The organism is Streptomyces sp. NBC_01016, assembly GCF_026341035.1.
Lineage (GTDB): Bacteria > Actinomycetota > Actinomycetes > Streptomycetales > Streptomycetaceae > Streptomyces.
Map to the genome: position 1 here is coordinate 188,132 of NZ_JAPEOQ010000002.1, position 20,193 is coordinate 208,324.

The window sequence follows — 20,193 nt, forward strand, 5'->3', positions numbered from 1 at the left end:
GTGCAGTCTGTGATCGCGGCTCGGGAAGGGCTCGGGCCGCGCACGGACGTCCTGGCCGAGAGGGCCGGGCGGGGGTAACGGGAGGGGTTCCGGATGAGCAGCGAGACGATGGTGACCGTGGTGGGGAACGTGGCGACGACACCGGTGTTCCGGGAGTTGCCGACAGGGCCGGTCGCCCGGTTCCGGCTCGCGGCGCACAGCCGCCGCTTCGACCGGGTGCAGAACGTGTGGGTGGACGGGCACACCAATTTCTTCACGGTATGGGCCTGGCGCGGGCTTGGGACGAATGTGCAGAGTTCCCTGGCGCTCGGTGAACCGGTCATGGTGCAGGGCAAGTTGAAGGTGCGCGACGAGGAGCGGGGCGGGCAGCACTGGACGTCGGCGGACATCGAGGCGGTCGCGATCGGGCACGACTTGTCGCGCGGCACCTCCGCGTTCCACCGGACGCAGCAGGTCCGTGCGGAGAGCGCGCCGCGGGGTGATTCTCCGTGGGACGTGGCGAAACCGGGCGAGGTGGGGGCGGGGCCCGAGGTCGGCGACGGCCAAGCGCCGAACGGGCAACCGGCCGACGCCGAGCCGGATTTGGCCGAGCCGCAGCCGGTGGGGTGAGTCTGGCCGAACTGTGGCTTATCGGCTCCCATGTACTGGCGATTTGTCGATAAGCCCAGCTAGGAAACGGTGTTGGCGATAACGATTGCGATTCGGATCGGTTGCCGGAAGGCGGCTCCGGAGATCGCCGAAGATCATTTCCCTAGGATGCCGAGCGTGACTCCTGGGCTCGTCGGGACCTCTGCGCATCAGGTGCAGCGACGGGTCGGGAGTGCAAGGGCCAGCCGAATCACTGTGGTTGGCGTTGATTCTGCCGGCGGGACACCACCCCCCATGTGACACCTGTCCCGCCTGAAGGGAATTACGTGTTTTCTGTGTGCTCACGGACCGCACGGCGTGGACGAGGCGCAGCCCGTCTCGCCGCGGCGGCCCTGATGTCGGGACTCATGGCGACGGGAGCGATATCCGGCGCGGGCGTCGCGCAAGCCGACGACGGTGCGACGGAGCAGAGCGGTGCGAGCGCCACTCTGGCCGGCCTGGAGACGTACGACGCGGCCGTGATCCACGGGGCCGGGAAGGACGAGAAGGTGTCGGCGGGCCTGTTCCGGATGGCCGTCGACGACGGAGGGACCCTCCAGACGTACTGCGTCGACATCCACAACCCGACGCAGCCGGACGCCAAGTACCGCGAGACGTCCTGGGCCGGTACGTCGCTGCACGACAACGTGAACGCGGGGCGCATCCGCTGGATCCTGCAGAACTCGTATCCGCAGGTCAATGATCTCGCCGCGCTCGCCCGCAAGGCGCACGCGGGGAGCCTCACCGAGCAGGAGGCCGCGGCCGGTACCCAGGTCGCGATCTGGCGCTACTCGGACAAGGTCGATGTGGACGCGGTCAGCCCCGCCGCCGAGAAGCTCGCCGACTATCTGCAGCGCAGCGCGCGTGACCTCGCGGAGCCGCAGGCCTCGCTGACCCTGACGCCGCAGGCCGTGTCCGAGCAGCCGGAGGACGAGGCGGCCCCCGCTCGTACGGATACGGAAGCCGGGGGCCGTGCGGATTCGGAAGCCGGGGACTCGGAGGTCGGCAACAGGGTCGGCCCGGTCACGGTGCACACGAACGCAGAGAGCGTCACGGTGATGCCGCCCGTCGAGGCCGCCGCGGGTGGGGTGAAGCTCGTCGACGAGAAGGGCGAGCCCGTCACCACCGCGAAGGACGGCAGCCGGCTCTACTTCGACGTGCCCAAGAAGGCGAAGGAGGGTTCGGCGGAGCTGACCGTGCAGGCGTCGACGACGGTTCCGGTCGGCCGGGCCTTCGCCTCCGACACCAGAAGCCAGACGCAGATCCTCGCGGGCTCCAGCGAGTCCACGGTCTCCGCGACCGCGACGGCGACCTGGGCGAGCGAGGGCGCGGTGCCCGCACTGTCCGCGCGGGAGAACTGCACGAAGGGCGGCGTCGACATCACGGCCGCCAACAGCGGGGACGAGCCGTACACGTTCACGCTCATGGGCACCCGGTACACGATCCCTGCCGGTCAGACGCGGACGGTGACGATACCGCTGCAGGAGGACCAGGCGTACGACTTCACGATCAAGGGGCCGCACGGCTTCGACAAGCGGATACGGGGCGTGCTCGACTGCTCGACGACCTCAGCGGTGGGTTCCACGGCGGGCGGCGGTCTGCGCACCCAGGCGACGACGCAGCCGAGCCCTGCCTCCGTCGGTGGCACGGGCTCCGACGCCGACACGGACCTGGCCGAGACGGGCAGCTCGAACGCGACGCCGATCATCGCGGGCATCGCGGTGCTGCTGGTCCTGATCGGTGGGGCGTCGGTTGTCATGGGGCGCAAGAAGAAGTCGCCGGGCGCCGGCGACGGCGGCAGTGACGGCGAGTAGGCGAGTAACAGTCCCAGCCGGGGTCCCCCTCTCCGGCTGGGTGCGCCCCGCCCCGGCTCGGAATGAGTCCTCCGCAGCCGTGCCACCTGCGCTGTCATCCACATGTCAACGGGATGTGATCACCGCTCCCTAGCGTCAAGTGCGTTGGTTGACCGGGACGTTCACAACCCGAGGGGGATCGCACATGTCGGCATCGACTTCGCACATGTCGAAGAAGAGCAGGGCGGCGGGGGCTGTTCGCGCCGTTGCGGTGGCGGCGGTACTGGCCGCGGGCAGCGCTGTCGCGTTCGCGCCGGCCGCGCACGCGGACGGTGCGGAGCACTACTACATCGAGATCGGCGGCACCGGCCAGACGGAGAACAAGGACGGCTGCCCCAACACCAACTCCTCCTACGATGCCGCGAACGCCGCGTTCGGCCTCGGAGCCAGTGCGATCAAGGTGTGCTACCCGGCCTCCGCGGGCCCGATCATCGGCCCCACCGGCTCACTGATCGATCCGTCCGGGAAGGTCAACCCCGAGGCCCTCACCGCGCCGACCTACGACGCCAGCGTGCAGCTGGGCGTCGAGAGGGGGCTGAAGGCGGCGCAGGACACCCACAACGCGCACCCCGACGCCCAGCTCACGATCACCGGCTACTCCCAGGGCGCCCAGGCGGCGGACGTGGTGCTCCAGAAGATCGCGCAGGGCGACACCGGTGTCCCGCGCTCGCAGGTCGACGGCATGCTCTACGCCGACCCGATGCAGCCCGACACCGGTTTCGGGGCCCGTGTCCCCAAGGGGCTCGGCATCCCCGGCGTGGCCACCACGCCCGGCGCGGGACCGGTGAACTTCGACGGGATTCCGGTCAAGCGGTTCTGCATCGTCGGCGACCCGGTGTGCGACTTGAGGTCCGTCACGAACGCGCCCGGGTACTTCGACGTGCACCCGTTGTATCCGGCGGTCGCCATCCCCAAGAGCCTCAACCAGACCGGCCAGAACGGCGTTCAGTGGCTGAACCAGAACGGAGACCCCGTATAGGGCTCCGGGGGCTCCGGGCTCCGCTCCGGGCTTCAGATCTTCAGGGGCCGAAGGGCTCCTGAGGGAACGGGGGAGCAGGACGGGGGAGGCAGGGACGGGGGGAGTGGTCCGGCCGGTTACCGGCCGGCCGGACCATCCCCGTCCTGTCGCCGTCCCTCTCCCTGTCTTCGGTCTCCCCGTCTTCGGTCTTCCCGTCTTAGGCCTCCCTGTCTTCGGTCTCCCTGTCTTCGGTCTCCTTGTCTTTGGTCGCCGAGATCGTCCAGTACGCGGGAGATTCGCGCCCGGTTGGCGTCGGTGTCGGGGAGGGCGGTGCCGCGTTCGAAGAAGTCGCGGGATCCGGACAGGCCCTCGTCCACGGCCTCGTTCCAGAGCAGCCGGTGCCGTAACGCGATCTCCGGGGCGGTGTCGGTCGCCTCGTCCAGGACGTTGCGCGCCCGGCGCCGCAGGTCGGCGGCCGCCTCCGGGTTGCCCAGGTCCGCCTCGGCCGTGGACAGCCTGTCGAGGGCGGCGGCGTACAGCGGAACATCCCCGAGACGCCGGGCCAGGCTCTCGGCCTTCCCGAGGGTGCCGACGGCCTCGGTGGGCCGCCCGAGGTCGAGTTGGAGCCCGCCGAGGCGGAGCAGGGTCTTGCCGAGGAGTCGGGGGCTGCCCGCCTTCTCGGCCAGGGCGATCGCCTTCAGATAGCGGTCGTACGCCTTGTCGTGCTCGCCGAGCTGATGGTGCATGTCGCCGGCCCGCGTCATGATCGACCCCGTGAGCCAGTCATCGTGCGTCAACTCGCCCGCCAGGCGCAGGACTTCGGCGAAGTGCTCCATGGACTCGGCGATCCGACCCTCCAGATTGGCGAAGGTCCCGAGGCCGGCCGAGGCGCGGGCCTGCTCATGGCGGTCGTCGGCGCGGCGGCTGATGTCCAGCGCCTCGGTGAACCAGGCACGGGCCTCCCGGTACCGGCCCTGGACGCCGTACAGGATGCCGAAGCCGATCCGCAGCGCGGAGTCCATCCGGCGGTCGGTGGCCTGTTCGAGGAGCGGGAGCAGCAGCTCCAGCGCGGTGCGGCACTCGTGGAACCGGCCCTGTCTGGTGAGGTAGTCGACCAGGCCCTCGGCGATCCAGCAGGCCTCGTCGACCCGGCCGACGGCCACCGCCTGGCCGATCACGTCGACCAGTTCACCGCCCGCCTCGTCCAGCCAGGCCGTGGCCTCCTCCCAGCCCGTGAAGGGGCCGGTGCCCTGCGGTCCTGTCGGGGTGGACGACGTTCCCCAGTCGCTGGCGCAGCGGGCGGCGGCGACGTACAGCCGGAACACCCGCTCCCGCGCCGCCGAGGCCTCGTCGGGCGATGCGGCGGCGACGCGGCGGGCGTAGACGGCCACCAGGTCGTGCAGGCGGTAGCGGTCGACGGTCACCCGCTGCGTCAGACTCGCGTCGGCCAGGTTCTCCAGGGCGCGTTCGGCGTCGGGTGGCGTCCAGTCGAGAAGGGCGGCCAGCGTCAGCCGGTCGAGACGCACGGTGGGCGAGAGGCCCAGGACGCGGAAGGCGCGCTGCTCGGCGGCCGGCAGCTGGGCGTAGGAGACCCCGAACGCGGCTTCTACGCTGCGGTCCTCCACGGCGAGTTCGTCGAGGCGGCGCTCGTCGTCGGTCAACCGGGCCGCCAGGGCCTCCACCGCCCAGGGCGGACGGTCCTGGATCCGCGCGCCGACGATCCGCAACGCCAGTGGCAGCCGCCCGCACAAGGTGGCCAGCTCACGCACGGCGGCGCGCTCACGCCCGGAGCCGTCGCCGCCCCCGTCCCCTATGTCTCCTTCCTCTATGTCTCCTTCCTCTATGTCTTCTTCCTCGCGGCCGACGATGCGGGTCAGGAGTTCGGTCGCCTCGCCGATGCCGAGAGGGGACAGCGAGACCCTGCGGTCCACGTCGAGGCCCGTAAGCCGCCGCCGACTCGTCACCATCACCAGCGTGCCGGGGCCCGCGGGCAGCAGGGGACGCACCTGTTCGGCGCGGGCGGCGTCGTCGAGTACGAGGAGCAGCCGGAGGGAAGCGGTGGCCGCCCGCCATGACGCGGCCAGCTCGTCCAGGTCCTCGGAGTCCTGCCCCTCGCCGGCCCCGACCGCCCGTAATAATCGGCGCAGAACGCGTTGCCGCCCGACCGTCCCGCGGTCCTCGCGGTGCCCGTGCAGCTCCACGAACAGGCAGCCGTCGGGGTACCGGTCGCGCAGGGCCCGCGCCGCGCGCACGACCAGCGCGGTCTTCCCGACGCCGGCCATGCCGTCGACCGCCCGGACGGTGACCTCCTGGGCGTCGGCGGGCGCGACGAGCAGCTGGTGCTGGCGCTCGCGGCCGGTGAAGTTGCTTGTGTCGACGGGCAGTTCATACCGTGCGCGGTGCTTGCGGGGAGAGTCGTCGGGACGCGGCTGAGGCACGGTGGGCGGGTTCGGTGTCGCCCGTTCCCGTACCGCGGCGCCGCCGATCGGGGACGGCGGGAACGGATCGTCGCCGCGGAGCACCGCCGCGTGTACCCGTCGGAGTTCGGCGCCCGGCTCCACTCCTTGCTCGTCGACCAGGCGGCGGCGCACGGTCGCGTAGACGTCCAGCGCGTCGGCCTGCCGGTTGGCGGCGTGCAGGGCACGCATGAGCAGGGTGGCCAACGCCTCGTTGTAGGGGTGGGCCGTCGTCAGCGAGAACAGTTCGGCCAGGGCCTCGGCGTGCCGCCCGGAACGGAGCTGGCAGTCGGCCTTCTCCTGCACGGCCGAGAGCCGCTGCTCGCCGAGCCGCAACCGCTCGCCCTCCGCGAAGGGCCCGGGTATCCCGGCCAGGGGCTCACCGCGGAACAGCTCCAACGCACGGGACCACGCGTCCACCGCGCCATCCGGATCCCCGGACTTCTTGGCGGCGTGCCCAGCGGCAACGGCCGCCTCCCACCGCGCCACATCCACATCCACATGCGCACTGCCGGGAGCGAAGCGATACCCGCCGCGCACGGTCTCGATCACGGAGTGCGCTTCCCCGGGGAGATCCAGGCGGCGGCGTAACCGATGCACGTATACGGGGATCACCCTGGTCCCGGTCCCGGGCGGCTCGGTCCCCCACACCCCGTCGAGCAGTTGCTGCCGGCCGACCGTCCTCCCGGGCCGCAACAGCAGCGCGACGAGGAGCGCCTGCTCCCGCACCGGCCCGAGCTCCAGACTGTTGTCGCCGCGCCGGGCCTGGGGCGGCCCGAGCAGAGCGAAGTGAAGGCGCGGGTCCTGCGGGTTCACTTCCGTGGACAACTCGCTCGGAATCGGCACGCGGCGAGACTACCCACGCGTTGAACGCCCCCATCCCGCTCATCCGCCGACCCCCACAAGACCTGCACGCCCCTCCAGAACCTGCGCGCCCCTCGCGACACACAGTGACCGATTTGCTACCAGCCCCCGCCAAGAAAGCCCAGTTCAGGGCCCTGCCCCGATACGGGTTTCCGCCCAGCGGTGGTTGTACGGCAAGATGGGGTGTTTCTCGCTGAACGAGGGCACGAAACAGCCCCTCACCAGCGACTTTCTCGCCAATGAGGGGCCGTGTCAGGCGGCTTGGGCCGTCTCTGGGCCGTCAGCGGGGAGCGGCGGTACGTGCAGAGAGCTCGTCGTCGGTTCATCGCTGGCTGAGCTTTCGACGGCGAGGTCGGTGCGCATCACAGAGCGCATCCTCTCCCACTGATCCCAAAGACGGACGAAGTCTGTCCGTATGTCATTGAAGGATCCGTCAGGGGCGGGATCCCCTTCTTCCAAGCGCATGATCCTCTGGTAGAGCTGAGAAAGCGTCGTTGTCATCTGATCTAGCTCGGCCAGGACTGTTGCTGACGCTATGAGTTGAGCCTCAGCGAAGACTGAGTGGTGGTTGCTTCGAGCTTCCTCAACGAGTTCCCGTGCCTCCGGCGTGACAGTGTCTTTGTGCACGGTCCAGAGGAACTTCATGAGGTGCGTTCGATAGCGTCGAAACGACGCGTTGACCTGTACGTAGCTGCCGCGCCGACGATCCAGTTCAGCTACTTGCTGTTCACGACGCCACTGAGCGTCAGCTACCCGTTGCTCACGCTCGAACTGCTCCGCTTGGACACGAGCAAGGAGACGTTGTGACAGCACGGGAGCGACAAGCGTGCCTGTGACACCAACCACCGCAGCAGCTAACGCTATAAGGGCGCTTCCCATTGATCCCCTCTCTAACTGACAGAGTCACGTCAGTAACAGTCTGCCCGCAGGGGTTGGCTATGGATGTTCGTTCGGCTTGTGAGTTCTTTGGACAACTGGGCGCGCAATGGGCACAACAAAGCCCCTCACCCGCAGGTTTGCTGCCGATGAGGGGCTGCTTCAGGCGACTTGGGTCGTCCTAGGAGTGTCGTGGACGTGACCAGCGGCCCGGTGCATCGCGGAGATGGCCTTGCGGGCGCGTGCCTCGCTGGAGGGCGTCAGATGCGTGTACACGCGGAGCGTGAACCCCGGGTTGCTGTGGCCGAGGTAGAGGCTCAGCGCCTTGATGTTCTCTCCGGCGTCGAGGAGGACCGAAGCGTAGAAGTGCCGCAGGGCGTGCATCCCGTGCTCGCGGGCGGCGTAGCGCTGGCCCTTTTCGGGGACAGGGATGACCCCGCCGGAGGCCAACGCGGGCCTCCAAGTACGGGCGTTGAGGTCTACTCGATCCGGCTCCTGGATGCCCTCGACGGGGCGGGACCGCATGTCCTAAGCCATGACGGCAAGCGGCTGACGCCAGCGCGATAGAACTTTCCCTACTTCATCAAGCCCCGGCTGCGCTCCGCTCCGCCGGGCGCGCTTCCCGGCTCCGCTGCCCTTCGCGCTCATGCCTTCGGCCCGCGCTACGGGCGCTGCGCCGACGCGCGCCCACTCAGTTGGCGCCGCAGGTAATGAAGCGGGCAACCATCCTGCCTATCCGTTGGTCAAAGACGATGCCTCCGGCGGGGGATCGGCCGGCACCGGGAGCCGGGGGAAACGCTGCCGGGTGCGGGTCCGTGGGTGGTTGCGAGGAGCTCCCATCCCGTCCACCGTCGACCCAGGCAAAGCCGAGCAGACGTGGCCCCTGGTGTCCAGGTCGTTCGTACAGTGGCGCGCTCCACCTGGACACCAGGGGCCACGCCCGCTCCACTGCGTGTGGGTCGACGGCGGACGGGATGGGAGCTGGGTGAGTCGTGAGCGGGGCGCCCAGCCTTGCCCTCTTCCCGGACCCTCACCCCGCAAGAAGAGTAAAGCAATAGTCAGGAGGATAGCGAAATGAATGACCCCACCGAGTTGATGCTGGCCGACCTATCGAATTATTACGAACAAGCGGAGGTTTCGAATGCGTTCCTCCGTCTGTACGTGAGTGATCCTCGGTTCGGGCGCGCCTTCGCTAGCCTTCACGAACGGCTAAACGAGCATTTCGAATCCATCAATGACAGGGCGGAGACGACCCACCACTATTGGGCCGAGCAAAGCAGGGAGATGTTCGCGCTCATCAAGGAAATCACGAACTTTCTTGACTCTCTCGATCATGCCGGGATCCAGGTGCACCTCGCGGAGTCCTACGCAGGCGCAATGAAGAGCTGCCAGTCTTGGCTGGTGCGCAGCGGGGGCAGTGCGATTCCGGACGACTTCCAGCAAATCGCAGTTATCAAATACGAGCCGATATTCTCTCGTTCAGACACCGAGATCAAGCTGAAGAAGTCCAGTCAGCGCACCCAGTTGCAGCTGATAGGCGAAGGCTCGTATGCCAAGGTGTTCTCGTTCACTGACCCTGACTACGGAATCAAGTTCGCTGTCAAGCGTGCCAAAAAGGACATGGATGAACGGGATCTTCATCGATTCCAGCAAGAGTTCAAGATCCTCAAGCGTCTTAGGTTCCCGTACGTAGTTGAGGTATTTCAGTACGACGCAACTCGCAATGAATACCTGATGGAGTTTTGTGAATCTACGCTCCGCAAATACATCAAGCAGCGCAACAATAATCTGCCGTTTTCGTCACGGAAGAGAATTGCGCTGCAATTCCTGTATGGCGTCAACTATATCCACAGTCAAGGCCTGCTTCACCGTGATGTCAGCCTCCAAAACGTTCTAGTGAAGACCTTTAATGGTGGGGCGGTCCTTGTGAAGCTGTCGGACTTCGGCCTCGCCAAGGATAAGAACTCCGACTTCACGCGAACAAAGACAGAGATGCGGGGAACCTATCGGGACCCGCTCCTGGCTAACTTCAAGGACTATGGCGTACGTAACGAAATTTACTCGATCGGCTGGGTACTTTCCTACATCTTCACTGGGAGAGAGGCTCTGATGTCTCAGGACGATGCGCCGAGCCAGATCGTGCGGAAATGTGCGGCGCATGATGTTGCCCATCGGTATGGGAGCGTGCGCGAACTAATTGGTGACGTCGAGAGACTGGAATCCACCCCACCGCCCACGGACGCTCCGGCATAGCGCTGAGGGTGGAAGCGCTTCAGCTTGAAACCGACGCGACGCACCGGAGAGAGAAAGATGACAGGCCTGACGGTCAACGAGGCTCGCGAGGGGTGCCGATGACCAACTCCGGGCAGTCCGAAGAATTCAACTTCCCGGCCCTCGTCAATGGCCTCGACTTCCTAGCGAGCGCCGTGGGCTCGTTGTCAGGTGATGAGGGGCCGCCGGGGCCGCGCGATGTCAAGTACGCGGTTCTACACCTCCAAGCCGCAGTCGAGACACTGCTGAAAGCCCGGCTGGAGATACACGACCCCAGACTTGTGTGGACGAAGGTATCGGCGTTCGACAAGCGCAAGCACGAGGCCGGAGACTTCAACAGCTGTAGCGTCAAGATGGCGCTCGAGCGTCTGCACGACACCGTACAAATCGAGAGTGCGATTGATCCGGAGGAGGACAGCCTCAAGGAGCTTGGCAGCCTGCGTAACCGCATCATGCACTTCGGGTGGAGGGACACCGTCGTTGCCGTGCAGGCACGGACCCTACCCGTACTCGATCTATTGGTCGGATTCGTCAACGCCGACCTTCTGCCCTACGTCGACGAGCCGGCCGAGGCGTGGTCCGCCGAGCAGCAGATGGAACAGGTCCGGACCGGATTCAAGCACCTCGCGGACTTCATCGAACTGCGCATGCAAGCCCTGCACAGCCAACTGGCAGGCTATGAGCTCACGACTGCGGCGTGCCGGTCCTGCGGTCAATTCGCCGTCGTGCTCGACGGCGGAGCCTACGACCTCACCTGCCTTCTGTGCGGCCGACAGTACGGCACAGGCAAAGATGCGGCCTGGGAGTTCATCGGTTCTTGTGAGCACATCAGCATCACGGAGGGAGGTGGCGGGCTCAACGGCTGCAACGCTTGTGGGAACTACGCCGTGATCAGCACGCCCACGGCCCACTCCACGGAATCGGAGACATGGATCTGCTTCGCATGCGGGATGATGTTTGATGACGTCTGTGAGTTTTGCGACCAAGCCGCCGATCTCATCGGGGAGATGGGTATGTGTAGCGACTGCTACGAGATTCGGCTCGACAACTTCTGACAGGATATGAGTCGGGGTGACCTCCGCCCGCGCTTAGAGTGCACCTTCGTCGAGATCCTCGTCCTCCGAGGAGCCGCCACGCTCATAACCCGAAACAGAAATGTCGTGGCCGTCAGTAGCCTCCTCGCGCGTCACGCGCATTAGATGGACCAGGGGCGGCCCTTGGAGGCTGCTGACATTGTCGTGTCCTCCGCGCTCTGCGAGATCGTCTCCGAGATCCCTATTAATCGGTAGGGCTGCGAGAGCGGCTAACGGATAGGCGCGTCAGACCTGCGGATGCGTCGAGGTCCACCAGGCGGTGAGGCGGGCGGCCACGTCATCCGCATCGTGGGGTGCGGGTAGGCCGAAGTGGTCTGTGAGCTCGTGGTGGAGGAAATCCCTCAGCTCTGCCCGGTCGGCTCCGCGCTTCAGGCGGGTCAGGATCGGCGTCAGCATGCAGTCGTACTCGTCCTGGACGAGCTCGGCCACGCCGATCGGGTCCCATGCGTTGAGCAGATCTCGGAGGTCGTCCCGTACGTCCGGTGGTGCCATGGCGCCAGGATGGCATGCCGCCAAGTGATCATCCGGTGACGGTTTCTGGGCCGTCCCTGGGCCGTGCGAGGCCGCCCGACGGCGACAAAAGGCGACCGACAGTGACAGCTTCGCTACGACGGGGCTCGCAGAAGCCCCAGCTCAGGCCCACCCACCGATACACGTTTTCGCCCAGCGGTGGCTGTACGGCAAGATGGGGTGTATCTGCCCTCACGCGGTGGAGCCGCAGCACGCGGGCCCCTTACTGCGATACACACTTCGACTGCCGGACGGTTTCTCTTGGCTGAGTTCATCTACTCCATGCGCAAGGCGCGCAAGGCGCACGGCGACAAGGTGATTCTCGACGACGTCACCCTGGACTTTCTTCCTGGAGCGAAGATCGGCGTTGTCGGGCCGAACGGTGCCGGTAAGTCGACTGTCCTGAAGATCATGGCGGGCATCGAGCAGGCGTCGAACGGTGACGCCGTCCTCATGCCCGGCTACAGCGTCAACATCCTGATGCAGGAGCCGAAGCTCGACGAGTCCAAGACCGTTCTGGAGAACGTGCAGGACGGCGCCGCCGAGATCATGGGCAAGCTCAAGCGCTTCAACGAGGTGGCCGAGCTCATGGCCACTGATTACAGCGATGAGCTCATGGAGGAGATGGGCAAGCTCCAGGAGGACCTCGACCACGCCGACGCGTGGGACCTCGACGGTCAGCTGGAGCAGGCCATGGACGCCCTCGGCTGCCCGCCCGGCGACTGGGGTGTCGGCAACCTCTCCGGTGGTGAGAAGCGGCGTGTGGCGCTGTGCAAGCTGCTGATCGAGGCGCCCGACCTGCTGCTTCTCGATGAGCCCACCAACCACCTCGACGCCGAGTCCGTGAACTGGCTGGAGCAGCACCTCGCCCAGTACAAGGGCACCGTCGTGGCCATTACTCACGACCGGTACTTCCTGGACAACGTCGCCGAGTGGATCCTCGAGCTCGACCGCGGCCGCGCCATCCCGTACCAGGGCAACTACTCCACGTACCTGGAGAAGAAGTCCGAGCGCCTCAAGGTCGAGGGCAAGAAGGACGAGAAGCGGCAGAAGCGGCTCAAGGAAGAGCTCGAGTGGGTGCGGTCCAACGCCAAGGGGCGGCAGACCAAGTCCAAGTCGCGTCTTGCCCGGTACGAGGAGATGGCCGCCGAGGCCGACAAGATGCGGAAGCTGGACTTCGAGGAGATCCAGATCCCGCCGGGCCCGCGCCTGGGCAACGTCGTCGTCGAGGTCGAGAACCTCGGCAAGGCGTTCGGCGACAAGGTGCTCATCGATGATCTCTCCTTCACGCTGCCGCGTAACGGGATCGTCGGTGTGATCGGTCCGAACGGTGCCGGTAAGACCACCCTGTTCAAGATGCTGCAGGGCTTCGAGTCGCCGGACTCCGGTTCCATCAAGGTCGGCGACACCGTCAAGATCTCGTACGTCGACCAGAACCGCGCCAACATCGACCCGAAGAAGACTCTTTGGGCCGTGGTGAGTGATGAGCTGGACTACATCAATGTGGGCCAGGTCGAGATGCCGTCGCGGGCGTACGTCTCCGCGTTCGGGTTCAAGGGGCCGGATCAGCAGAAGCCCGCCGGCGTGCTCTCCGGTGGTGAGCGCAACCGGCTCAACCTCGCGCTCACTCTCAAGCAGGGCGGCAACCTGCTGCTTCTTGACGAGCCGACGAACGACCTGGACGTTGAGACCCTGTCCAGCCTTGAGAACGCGCTGCTTGAGTTCCCCGGCTGCGCCGTCGTCGTGTCTCACGACCGGTGGTTCCTCGACCGGGTCGCCACGCACATCCTCGCGTACGAGGGTGAGTCCAAGTGGTTCTGGTTCGAGGGCAACTTCGAGTCCTACGAGAAGAACAAGATCGAGCGGCTCGGCGCCGACGCCGCGCGTCCGCACCGCGCCACCTACAAGAAGCTGACCCGCGGCTGATGGCCCGCCACGTATACGCCTGCCCCCTGCGTTGGGCCGACATGGACGCGTATGGCCACATCAACAATGTGGTCTTCCTCCGGTACTTGGAGGAAGCGCGGATCGATTTCCTGTTTCGGCCCGACAAGGACTTCCAGCAGGGGTCCGTCGTGGCGCGCCATGAGATCGACTACAAGCGGCAGTTGGTGCATCGGCATCGGCCCGTGGACATCGAGCTGTGGGTGAGTGAGATAAAGGCCGCGTCGTTCACGCTGTCGTACGAGGTGAAGGACGAGGACGTCGTGTATGTCCGCGCCTCGACGGTCGTCGTGCCGTTCGACTTCGAGGCGCAGCGGCCGCGCCGGATCACCGCCGATGAGCGGGAGTTCCTGGGCGAGTACCGGGACGACGAAGCGGACCGTTCGGAGGCGCTCGTCGCATGAGTGCGACCGTGTTGTCGTTTGCCGATCCGGGGGAGGCGGCGGATCTCGCCGCCTTCCTCGGCCGGCTGCTGCACTACGACAAGGCGGCCGCCGTGCGGCTGCGGGCGCAGGCCGGTGGGTCGGCGCTCGCGGTGTTCGGCCGGCCGCCCTCGTTCGAGGTGCTGGCCGTGCGTACGGCGCGGCTGCTCAAGCCGTACGAGAACGGGATCGAGGACACCCTCGATGTGACCGTCTCCGCGGGGGAGTTGCTCGACGCCCTCGACGAGGGGACCGCCACCGCCACGGTCCCCGCCGCCGTCACCGGGCCGCCCTGGGCCGGTGTGCTGCCGCCGCTCGGCGGCTGGGAGCGGGTGGCCGGGTTCCCGGACGCCGATGCGCTGCGCGGACTCGTGAAGGCGGCCGTGGCCGAATTCCGGGCGCGGGTCGAGGAGTTGGCGCCGGACGCGCGTACGCGCGGTGAACTCGACCGGATCGGCCACGAGGTCTGGTCGCGGGAGATCGGTACGAGTGGGGCGCCGGTGCGGATCGTGCACGCCGCGGCCTCCCTCGGCTTCCTGCGGGGGGCCGAGGTCGACCTGGTGGCGGCCGGGGCGTGGGTGAGGTTGCGCACCGCGTACGGGTCCGTGGCTGTGCGGCGGGCGTCGTCCACGCTGGGTGGGCTCTCCGTCAGCCCCGTCTGAGGTGCGGCAGAAGCCCCCTCAGCCCGCCGTGTTCACCATCGAGGCCGCCGCGTACGTCAGGTAGTTCCACAGCGTGCGCTCGTGTTCCTCGGAGAGGTTCAGGTCCTCCACCGCCACCCGCATGTGCTTCAGCCACGCGTCGTGTGCCGCGCGGTCCACCTGGAACGGGGCGTGGCGCATCCGCAGGCGCGGGTGGCCGCGGTTGTCGCTGTACGTGCGGGGGCCGCCCCAGTACTGCATCAGGAACAGCGCGAGGCGCTCCTCGGCAGGGCCCAGGTCCTCCTCCGGGTACATGGGGCGCAGCAGCGGGTCCTGTGCGACGCCCTCGTAGAAGCGGTGCACGAGGCGGCGGAACGTCTCCTCGCCACCCACCTGCTCGTAGAACGTCTGCTCCGTAAGCGTGTCGCGTGGGATCTCAGTCACCCCTCCATGCTCTCAGACGCACCGGCCGGGGACCGGGGTCCTAGGACCCCTTCGACTCCGGAGCGGGGGTCGCCGTTTCCCGGTTGCCGCAGGACAGTGGACATATGGGCGCAGAGCACACCCGAGACCTCGAGCAGCTCGCCGAACGGGCGCGGGCCGGGCTCGTGCGCGAGATCGATCACAGCGGTGCCTGGGACGCCGACCCGGACTGGCGGGAGGCCTTCGCGGAAGTGCCGCGGCATCTCTTCGTGCCGTACTACTTCGTCGGCGTGCCCGGAGGCTACGAGCGGCTGTGGGGCGAGCACCCCGACCCGGAGCGGCGCGAGCGCTGGCTGCGTGGCGCCTACGCCGACGAGCCGCTGGCCACCCGGCTGCGGGACGGGGAGCTGGTGTCGTCGAGCAGCCAGCCGTCGCTGATGGCGCGGATGCTCGCGGGCCTGCGGGTACGGGACGGGGACCGGGTCCTGGAGATCGGTGCGGGCACCGGATACAACGCGGCGCTGCTCGCGCACCGGGTCGGTGCGGGGAACGTCACGTCCGTGGACCTCGATCCGGAGGTCGCCGAGTCCGCCCGCACCCATCTCGCCGCCGCCGGATACCGGCCGGCCGTCGTCGCGGGTGACGGGACGCGCGGCTGCCCTGACCGGGCGCCGTACGACCGGATCATGGCGACGTGCGCGCTGCGCTCGGTGCCGGTGGGGTGGCTCGGCCAGTGCGCGGTCGGCGCGCGGATCCTTGCGCCCCTGTCGACCGGGATCGTGGTCCTCGACATGCGGGGTGTGGATGACATGGAGGAGGCGTACGCGGAGGGGCGGTTTTTGCATACCTCCGCGTACTTCATGGCGTTGCGCGGTGGCGGTGACCGGGCGGCGGAGCCGCGGGTCGGGGGGCTGCCGCATCCCGTGCTGCGCGACGAGTTGTTCCGGTTTCTGTTGACGCTGACGTCGGGCCATCTGGACCCGCGGGACGCTCTCGCGTTGTGGGAGCGCGAGGGGCGGCCCGCGCGCGAGCGGTTCGGGGTGACCGTGCGCGGCGACCGTCAGTGGGCCTGGCTGGACGATCCGGGCGGGCCCCACACATGGGAGTTGCCGGGCACCAGCTAGGTGCCCGGCAACGTCCTACGACTGCGTGTACTCAGCCGCGCCGGATCGTGATCGTCGTCCACGCTCCGACGTGCACCCGGTCACCGTCCTGCAGCGGCACGGGGACGAACGGCTGGATCGGTTCGTCGCCGTTGTTGACGGTCGTGCCGTTCGTCGAGTTCTGGTCGACGACCGCCCACGTGCCGTCCGGCTGCTGCACGAGCACCGCGTGCTGGTGCGAGACGCCCGGGTCCTCCGGCGGCACCGACAGGTCGATGTCGGGGGACTCCCCGGTGGAGTGGCGGCGACGGCCGATCGACAGCTGGTTCCCGGTGAGCGGGCGCTGCTGCTCCGGCGAGTACGCGGGCAGGTTGAGCCCCGAGGCCTCGGGGCCGCTGCGCTGCATCATCGCCATGAAGTAGTCGCGGTCGGGGCCGATCGTCGCCGACCACGCCAACGGGCCCTGCGGCTGCTGCGGCGGCTGCTGCTGGAACGGCGGCGGGGTCGTCGAGGGTGCCGACGGGTCCGACGACGGAGGCGGAAGCATCCAGTCGTCCCCGTTCGTCCCACCGGGACCGCCGTGACCACCCGGACCACCGTGACCGCCGTGACCGCCGAACGACGGGTTGGGCGGCGGGGGCGGCGGGCCCTGCGGGTCGTGGTGCTGCGGGAAGCCGGGCGGCGGGGGCTGCATGGGCCCCGGCTGCACGGGCTGCGCCGGACCGGGCGGCGGGCCGGGCTGGCCGTGCGGACCCGGCTGCGCGGGCGGAGCCGGCGCGGGGGCCGGAGCCTGCTGCTGGTGGAAGCCCTGCGGGGCACCGCCACCGGTCTCGTACTGGCCGGAGCCGTCGAAGGACTGCGGGGGCGGCGGCGGGGTCTGACCCGACGGCTCGTTCCCGAACGGGGACGGCGGGATCGGCTCCGCGGGCCGGTTCATCTGCGAGGGCCGCGAGCCCTGGTACTCGTACGGGTCCGGGCCGGGCGGCGGCTGCTGCTGGAAGTGCAGCGCCGGGTTCGGGCCCTGCGGCTCCTGGTGGGGCGGCGGGAAGCCGGGCGCACCGGGGCCGCCCTGGCCGCCCGACGTGGGCAGCGGCGGGTTCGGGGCCGCGGGCGTGTACGACGTCGCCGTGTTCGTGAGGAAGTTCCAGCGGCATTCCTCGCAGAACGGCGCGCCGCCCTCACGCGGCGTACGGCACTGCGGGCACAGTTCGGGCGTACCGGCCCCACCCTGCGGCGCCTGCGGGTAGCCGTAACCGGCGGCCGGGGGTGGCGGAGGGGGCGGGGGCACGGTACCGGCCATGCGGTGACCGCAGACCTCGCACCAGTCGTCGGAACCCGACTGGTGTCCGTTCGGGCAGGTCGGCATGTCGGCGCTTCCCCCTCTCCTTCAAGTGCAAGCAGGGCTTGCCGTAGTGCGTGGGTGGCTATTTCTTGACGCGAACCGTCTTGGTCGACCGGGTCTCGAGAGTCATCTCGTCGGCCTCCGCGACCTTCGCTTTCAATCGAACAGTACCTTCCGCGGCGTCCACCACGTCCACCACCTTCGAAAGCAGCTTGGCCGTATCCGCGTTCCCCGAGAGGGCCGCGAGCTGCACCGCACGGCCCAGCTTCGCGGTCGCCCCGTCCATATCGCCCGACTTTCGGGCGTCAAGTCCCTGTTGGATGACGTCGGCCAGTTCGGCCTGGCCCGTGTAGTGGGCAACCTGCGGGTTGATCGACGTAGAGGCTGCCATGTCGTCCGTCCACACCGCACGGACGAGGCCCTGCGACAGGGTCTGCGCCGAGCCGTCCGGCTGCGGGATCACCAGGGAGACGCGGGCGGCGAGCATCTCCTGGCCGAGATCGGCGTCCGGGACCTGCACGCACACGTGGTAGTCGCGGGACTCGTCGCCCCAGGAGCCGGTGGGGTAGTCGCCGGCCCGTGGGCCCGCCTCGGTGCGGCGCTCCGTCAACTCCTCGACGGTGGGCGCTACTTGCTTCACGAACTTGATCTCGGTGCCGACCGGGGTCCACAGGCGCAGGGCGACGTCCGCGACCTCCTTGCCCATCGCCGTCTCCATCATCTGCGTGAAGTCCTCGGCGAGATGGGCCGGATCGGCAACGATGTCCGCGGTGCCGAGGAGGGCGGAGGCGATTCCTGTGACCTCCTTCACCTCCCAGTCCGTGCCGACGCCACGGGCGTCACAGGTGAAGCGGCCCGCGCCCGCGTCCAGCGCCGCGCGCAGATCCTCCGGCGACTCGTGCTCGTTGCGCCCGTCGGTGAGCAGGATGCCGTGCCTGATCGGCACGTCCGCCGAGGCCAGGAGCCGGTCGGCCAGTTGAAGCCAGGTGCCGATCGCGGTGCCGCCGCCCGCGGAGAGCTTGCGCAGCGCCTGCTTGGCCTGCCCGCGGGTGGTCCGGTCCGCGACGGCGAGGCGGCCCTCGCCCGGGTAGATCTCCTTGGCGATATGGGTGCCGGCGATCACCGCGAAGTGCACGCCGTCGCGCAGCGCGTCGATCGCGGCGGCCGAGGCCTCGCGCGCGCCGCGCATCTTGGTGGGCGGATAGTCCATCGAGCCGGAGCAGTCCACCATCAGCGCGACCGCGGCGTCCGTGCCCTCCCCCGGGACGCTGAACAGATGAGGGGCGCTGACCGCGCCGCCCACCGTGCCGCCCCCGGTGGAGGTCACCGTGACGATCGCGTTGACGTCACGGCCGCCCTCCGGCAGATATTCGTTCTGGTAGACCTCTACGGCGAACTGCGGAACGTGCGATTTCGAGAAATTTGCCATGGCGACATGTCCCCCCTGAACAAGACCATTTGTGCGGCTTTCCCGCGCTACGCCGATCCTGCCCCCGACTGCGGCACAGGGAACGGCAGCACCGCCACTGTTACGTTGTCGTGGCCCCCGCCGTCGAGGGCGTGGCCGACCAGGACCTGGGCGCTGTGCAGCGGATTGCTGGCGGCGTCCGTGGGCAGCACGCGGGCCATCTCGTCGACGGACTCCGCGTAGTTCCACAGCCCGTCGGTGCAGACCACGACCACTCCGGGGCGGTCCGGCTTGAACGACGCGGTGTGCGGCTCCAGTTCGTACGCGTCCGCGCCGAGCCAGCCCGTGATCGCGTGCGCCCGCTCGTCCGCGTACGCCTCCGCCTCGCTCATCAGGCCCGCCGCGACCATCTGCGCGGCCCACGAGTCGTCCTCGGTGAGCCGGGCCGCCGGTGCCTCGCGGTCGTCGGGCACCCAGTAGGCGCGCGAGTCGCCGATCCAGCCGACGATGAGCAGCTCCTTGGTGACGACCGAGGCGACGAAGGTGCACGCCGGCGCGTTCTGGTGCGGCTTGTGCTCGCGGGCCGTCTCGGGCTCGTCCGCAAGGGCGTTGACCGCCTCGGCGGCCACGACGATCGCCTCGTGCATGGCCTGCTGCGGGTGGGTGCCGCGCGGCAGCGCCTCGTGCAGGGCCTCGGTGGCGGCGCGGGACGCGGCGAGCGAGGCGTCGTCGGGCCGGGTCGCCGAGGACACCCCGTCGCAGACCACGGCGAGGACGGCCGCGGAGCCGTCGGGCAGCGCGGCCGAGGAGATCACGAAGGAGTCCTCGTTGCGGTGGTGGCGCAGGCCGCGGTCGCTGACCGCGGCGACCGCGCCCAACTCCTGCTCCATGTGGTCGCGTTCGCGCGGCTGGGCGTGCCCGCAGTTCTCGCAGTAGCCGTCCGGGTCGACGTGCCCGGCGCGGCAGGCCACGCACAGCTTGGTGCCGGCCGGCGGTGTGGCGGCGCCGAGCTCCTCGGGCGTCGCGGTGCGCGGGTCGGGTGCGGCGATCCTGAACTCCTCCTCGGACGGCGGACCGTCGATGCGTACGGCGGCGGGCAGTTCGGAGCCGCCCGAGTCAGTGCCCCGCAGATCGGTCGGCAGGTGCACCGGGGCGGGCAGGTCCGAACTGTCCAGGTCGGGGGCGGCAGGCCACTCGACGGAGGCCGGCTCCTCGACGGAAGCGGGCTCCTCGACGGAGGCGGCAGCGGGCTCTTCGGCGGCATCGCGCCCGGCGTCCTGCGCGCCCGACTGCGGCGGACGCCCGGTCGAGGAAAGGTCGTATCCGCATGCCCCGCAGAAGCGATCGGCCTCCTCCAGAGGCTCCTCGCAGCTGGGACACACTGACATTGCGGCCGCCTTG

General features: G+C 68.6%; 17 protein-coding genes and 1 pseudogene. 10 read left to right on the forward strand and 8 right to left on the reverse strand.

Annotated features, from left to right (window positions below; translation table 11 throughout):
* Positions 1 to 93 precede the first annotated feature (93 nt).
* From OG746_RS27595 to OG746_RS27605, 3 genes are all read left to right on the forward strand, one after another.
* Positions 94 to 609 carry a single-stranded DNA-binding protein gene (locus tag OG746_RS27595; protein WP_266719517.1) on the forward strand — a complete coding sequence of 172 codons (516 nt, stop codon included), beginning with the start codon at positions 94 to 96 and terminating at the stop codon, positions 607 to 609.
* A gap of 374 nt (positions 610 to 983) precedes the next feature.
* The gene (locus tag OG746_RS27600; protein ID WP_266719519.1) at positions 984 to 2,441 is read left to right on the forward strand and encodes a Cys-Gln thioester bond-forming surface protein; all 1,458 of its coding nucleotides are present in this window, start codon (positions 984 to 986) and stop codon (positions 2,439 to 2,441) included.
* A gap of 184 nt (positions 2,442 to 2,625) precedes the next feature.
* Positions 2,626 to 3,459 carry a cutinase family protein gene (locus OG746_RS27605; protein ID WP_266719521.1) on the forward strand — a complete coding sequence of 278 codons (834 nt, stop codon included), beginning with the start codon at positions 2,626 to 2,628 and terminating at the stop codon, positions 3,457 to 3,459.
* 116 nt (positions 3,460 to 3,575) lie between these two features.
* On the opposite strand, the gene OG746_RS27610 is transcribed toward OG746_RS27605, so the two are convergent.
* Positions 3,576 to 6,740, reverse strand: a complete 3,165-nt coding sequence (locus OG746_RS27610) for an AfsR/SARP family transcriptional regulator (protein WP_266719523.1) — start codon at positions 6,738 to 6,740, stop codon at positions 3,576 to 3,578.
* Positions 6,741 to 7,010: 270 nt separating this feature from the next.
* On the reverse strand, positions 7,011 to 7,403 hold the full coding sequence (locus OG746_RS27615) for a hypothetical protein (RefSeq protein WP_266719525.1): 393 nt from the start codon (positions 7,401 to 7,403) through the stop codon (positions 7,011 to 7,013).
* A gap of 3 nt (positions 7,404 to 7,406) precedes the next feature.
* Here OG746_RS27615 and OG746_RS27620 point away from each other — a divergent pair, with 3 nt between their 5' ends.
* On the forward strand, positions 7,407 to 7,565 hold the full coding sequence (locus OG746_RS27620; RefSeq protein ID WP_266719527.1) for a hypothetical protein: 159 nt from the start codon (positions 7,407 to 7,409) through the stop codon (positions 7,563 to 7,565).
* A gap of 231 nt (positions 7,566 to 7,796) precedes the next feature.
* On the opposite strand, the pseudogene OG746_RS27625 reads toward OG746_RS27620, so the two are convergent.
* Positions 7,797 to 8,108, reverse strand: a pseudogene (locus OG746_RS27625) (tyrosine-type recombinase/integrase); the annotation flags it as partial.
* 600 nt (positions 8,109 to 8,708) lie between these two features.
* On the opposite strand from OG746_RS27625, the gene OG746_RS27635 reads away from it, so the two are divergent.
* Positions 8,709 to 9,887, forward strand: a complete 1,179-nt coding sequence (locus OG746_RS27635; protein WP_266719529.1) for a protein kinase family protein — start codon at positions 8,709 to 8,711, stop codon at positions 9,885 to 9,887.
* Positions 9,888 to 9,985: 98 nt separating this feature from the next.
* Positions 9,986 to 10,960 carry a hypothetical protein gene (locus tag OG746_RS27640; RefSeq protein ID WP_266719531.1) on the forward strand — a complete coding sequence of 325 codons (975 nt, stop codon included), beginning with the start codon at positions 9,986 to 9,988 and terminating at the stop codon, positions 10,958 to 10,960.
* A 264-nt stretch (positions 10,961 to 11,224) separates the two neighbouring features.
* On the opposite strand, the gene OG746_RS27650 is transcribed toward OG746_RS27640, so the two are convergent.
* Positions 11,225 to 11,491 carry a hypothetical protein gene (locus OG746_RS27650; RefSeq protein WP_266719533.1) on the reverse strand — a complete coding sequence of 89 codons (267 nt, stop codon included), beginning with the start codon at positions 11,489 to 11,491 and terminating at the stop codon, positions 11,225 to 11,227.
* Between the two features lie 279 nt (positions 11,492 to 11,770).
* On the opposite strand from OG746_RS27650, the gene ettA reads away from it, so the two are divergent.
* The 3 genes from ettA to OG746_RS27665 are packed head-to-tail and all read left to right on the forward strand — an operon-like array spanning position 11,771 to position 14,537.
* The gene (gene ettA, locus OG746_RS27655; protein ID WP_266719534.1) at positions 11,771 to 13,435 is read left to right on the forward strand and encodes an energy-dependent translational throttle protein EttA; all 1,665 of its coding nucleotides are present in this window, start codon (positions 11,771 to 11,773) and stop codon (positions 13,433 to 13,435) included.
* Complete coding sequence (locus OG746_RS27660) at positions 13,435 to 13,857, forward strand: acyl-CoA thioesterase (protein WP_266719535.1); 423 nt, start codon at positions 13,435 to 13,437, stop codon at positions 13,855 to 13,857. Before ettA ends, OG746_RS27660 begins: the two co-directional genes overlap by 1 nt.
* A complete protein-coding gene (locus tag OG746_RS27665; RefSeq protein ID WP_266719536.1) occupies positions 13,854 to 14,537 on the forward strand; it encodes a DUF8010 domain-containing protein in 684 nt (227 codons plus the stop codon). The genes OG746_RS27660 and OG746_RS27665 overlap by 4 nt, the downstream gene beginning before the upstream one ends.
* 18 nt (positions 14,538 to 14,555) lie before the next feature.
* On the opposite strand, the gene OG746_RS27670 is transcribed toward OG746_RS27665, so the two are convergent.
* A complete protein-coding gene (locus tag OG746_RS27670; protein WP_266719538.1) occupies positions 14,556 to 14,960 on the reverse strand; it encodes a globin in 405 nt (134 codons plus the stop codon).
* A 104-nt stretch (positions 14,961 to 15,064) separates the two neighbouring features.
* Between OG746_RS27670 and OG746_RS27675 the strand changes: the two genes are divergently transcribed.
* Positions 15,065 to 16,063 (forward strand): methyltransferase domain-containing protein, encoded by a 999-nt coding sequence (locus OG746_RS27675; RefSeq protein ID WP_266719540.1) that lies wholly within the window; start codon positions 15,065 to 15,067, stop codon positions 16,061 to 16,063.
* Between the two features lie 31 nt (positions 16,064 to 16,094).
* Here the strand turns inward: OG746_RS27675 and OG746_RS27680 are convergent, their stop codons facing one another.
* Genes OG746_RS27680 through OG746_RS27690 form a run of 3 tightly spaced genes read right to left on the reverse strand, consistent with a single transcriptional unit; the run spans position 16,095 to position 20,180 of the window.
* Positions 16,095 to 17,408: an FHA domain-containing protein gene (locus OG746_RS27680; protein WP_266719542.1), complete on the reverse strand. Its 1,314-nt coding sequence runs from the start codon at positions 17,406 to 17,408 to the stop codon at positions 16,095 to 16,097.
* 58 nt (positions 17,409 to 17,466) lie between these two features.
* Positions 17,467 to 18,813, reverse strand: coding sequence for a vWA domain-containing protein (locus OG746_RS27685; protein ID WP_266719544.1), 1,347 nt, complete (start codon positions 18,811 to 18,813; stop codon positions 17,467 to 17,469).
* Positions 18,814 to 18,860: 47 nt separating this feature from the next.
* Positions 18,861 to 20,180: a protein phosphatase 2C domain-containing protein gene (locus OG746_RS27690; protein ID WP_266719546.1), complete on the reverse strand. Its 1,320-nt coding sequence runs from the start codon at positions 20,178 to 20,180 to the stop codon at positions 18,861 to 18,863.
* Between the last annotated feature and the right edge of the window lie 13 nt (positions 20,181 to 20,193).

What these genes read in the sequence shown, in the direction of transcription:
- OG746_RS27690 (WP_266719546.1), bottom strand. Translation starts at nt 20,180, where the DNA reads ATGTCAGTGTGTCCCAGCTGCGAGGAGCCTCTGGAGGAGGCCGATCGC.
- OG746_RS27660 (WP_266719535.1), top strand. Translation starts at nt 13,435, where the DNA reads ATGGCCCGCCACGTATACGCCTGCCCCCTGCGTTGGGCCGACATGGAC.
- OG746_RS27640 (WP_266719531.1), top strand. Translation starts at nt 9,986, where the DNA reads ATGACCAACTCCGGGCAGTCCGAAGAATTCAACTTCCCGGCCCTCGTC.
- OG746_RS27600 (WP_266719519.1), top strand. Translation starts at nt 984, where the DNA reads ATGTCGGGACTCATGGCGACGGGAGCGATATCCGGCGCGGGCGTCGCG.
- OG746_RS27685 (WP_266719544.1), bottom strand. Translation starts at nt 18,813, where the DNA reads ATGGCAAATTTCTCGAAATCGCACGTTCCGCAGTTCGCCGTAGAGGTC.
- OG746_RS27605 (WP_266719521.1), top strand. Translation starts at nt 2,626, where the DNA reads ATGTCGGCATCGACTTCGCACATGTCGAAGAAGAGCAGGGCGGCGGGG.
- OG746_RS27675 (WP_266719540.1), top strand. Translation starts at nt 15,065, where the DNA reads ATGGGCGCAGAGCACACCCGAGACCTCGAGCAGCTCGCCGAACGGGCG.
- OG746_RS27665 (WP_266719536.1), top strand. Translation starts at nt 13,854, where the DNA reads ATGAGTGCGACCGTGTTGTCGTTTGCCGATCCGGGGGAGGCGGCGGAT.
- OG746_RS27615 (WP_266719525.1), bottom strand. Translation starts at nt 7,403, where the DNA reads ATGAAGTTCCTCTGGACCGTGCACAAAGACACTGTCACGCCGGAGGCA.
- OG746_RS27635 (WP_266719529.1), top strand. Translation starts at nt 8,709, where the DNA reads ATGAATGACCCCACCGAGTTGATGCTGGCCGACCTATCGAATTATTAC.
- OG746_RS27595 (WP_266719517.1), top strand. Translation starts at nt 94, where the DNA reads ATGAGCAGCGAGACGATGGTGACCGTGGTGGGGAACGTGGCGACGACA.
- OG746_RS27680 (WP_266719542.1), bottom strand. Translation starts at nt 17,408, where the DNA reads ATGCCGACCTGCCCGAACGGACACCAGTCGGGTTCCGACGACTGGTGC.
- OG746_RS27650 (WP_266719533.1), bottom strand. Translation starts at nt 11,491, where the DNA reads ATGGCACCACCGGACGTACGGGACGACCTCCGAGATCTGCTCAACGCA.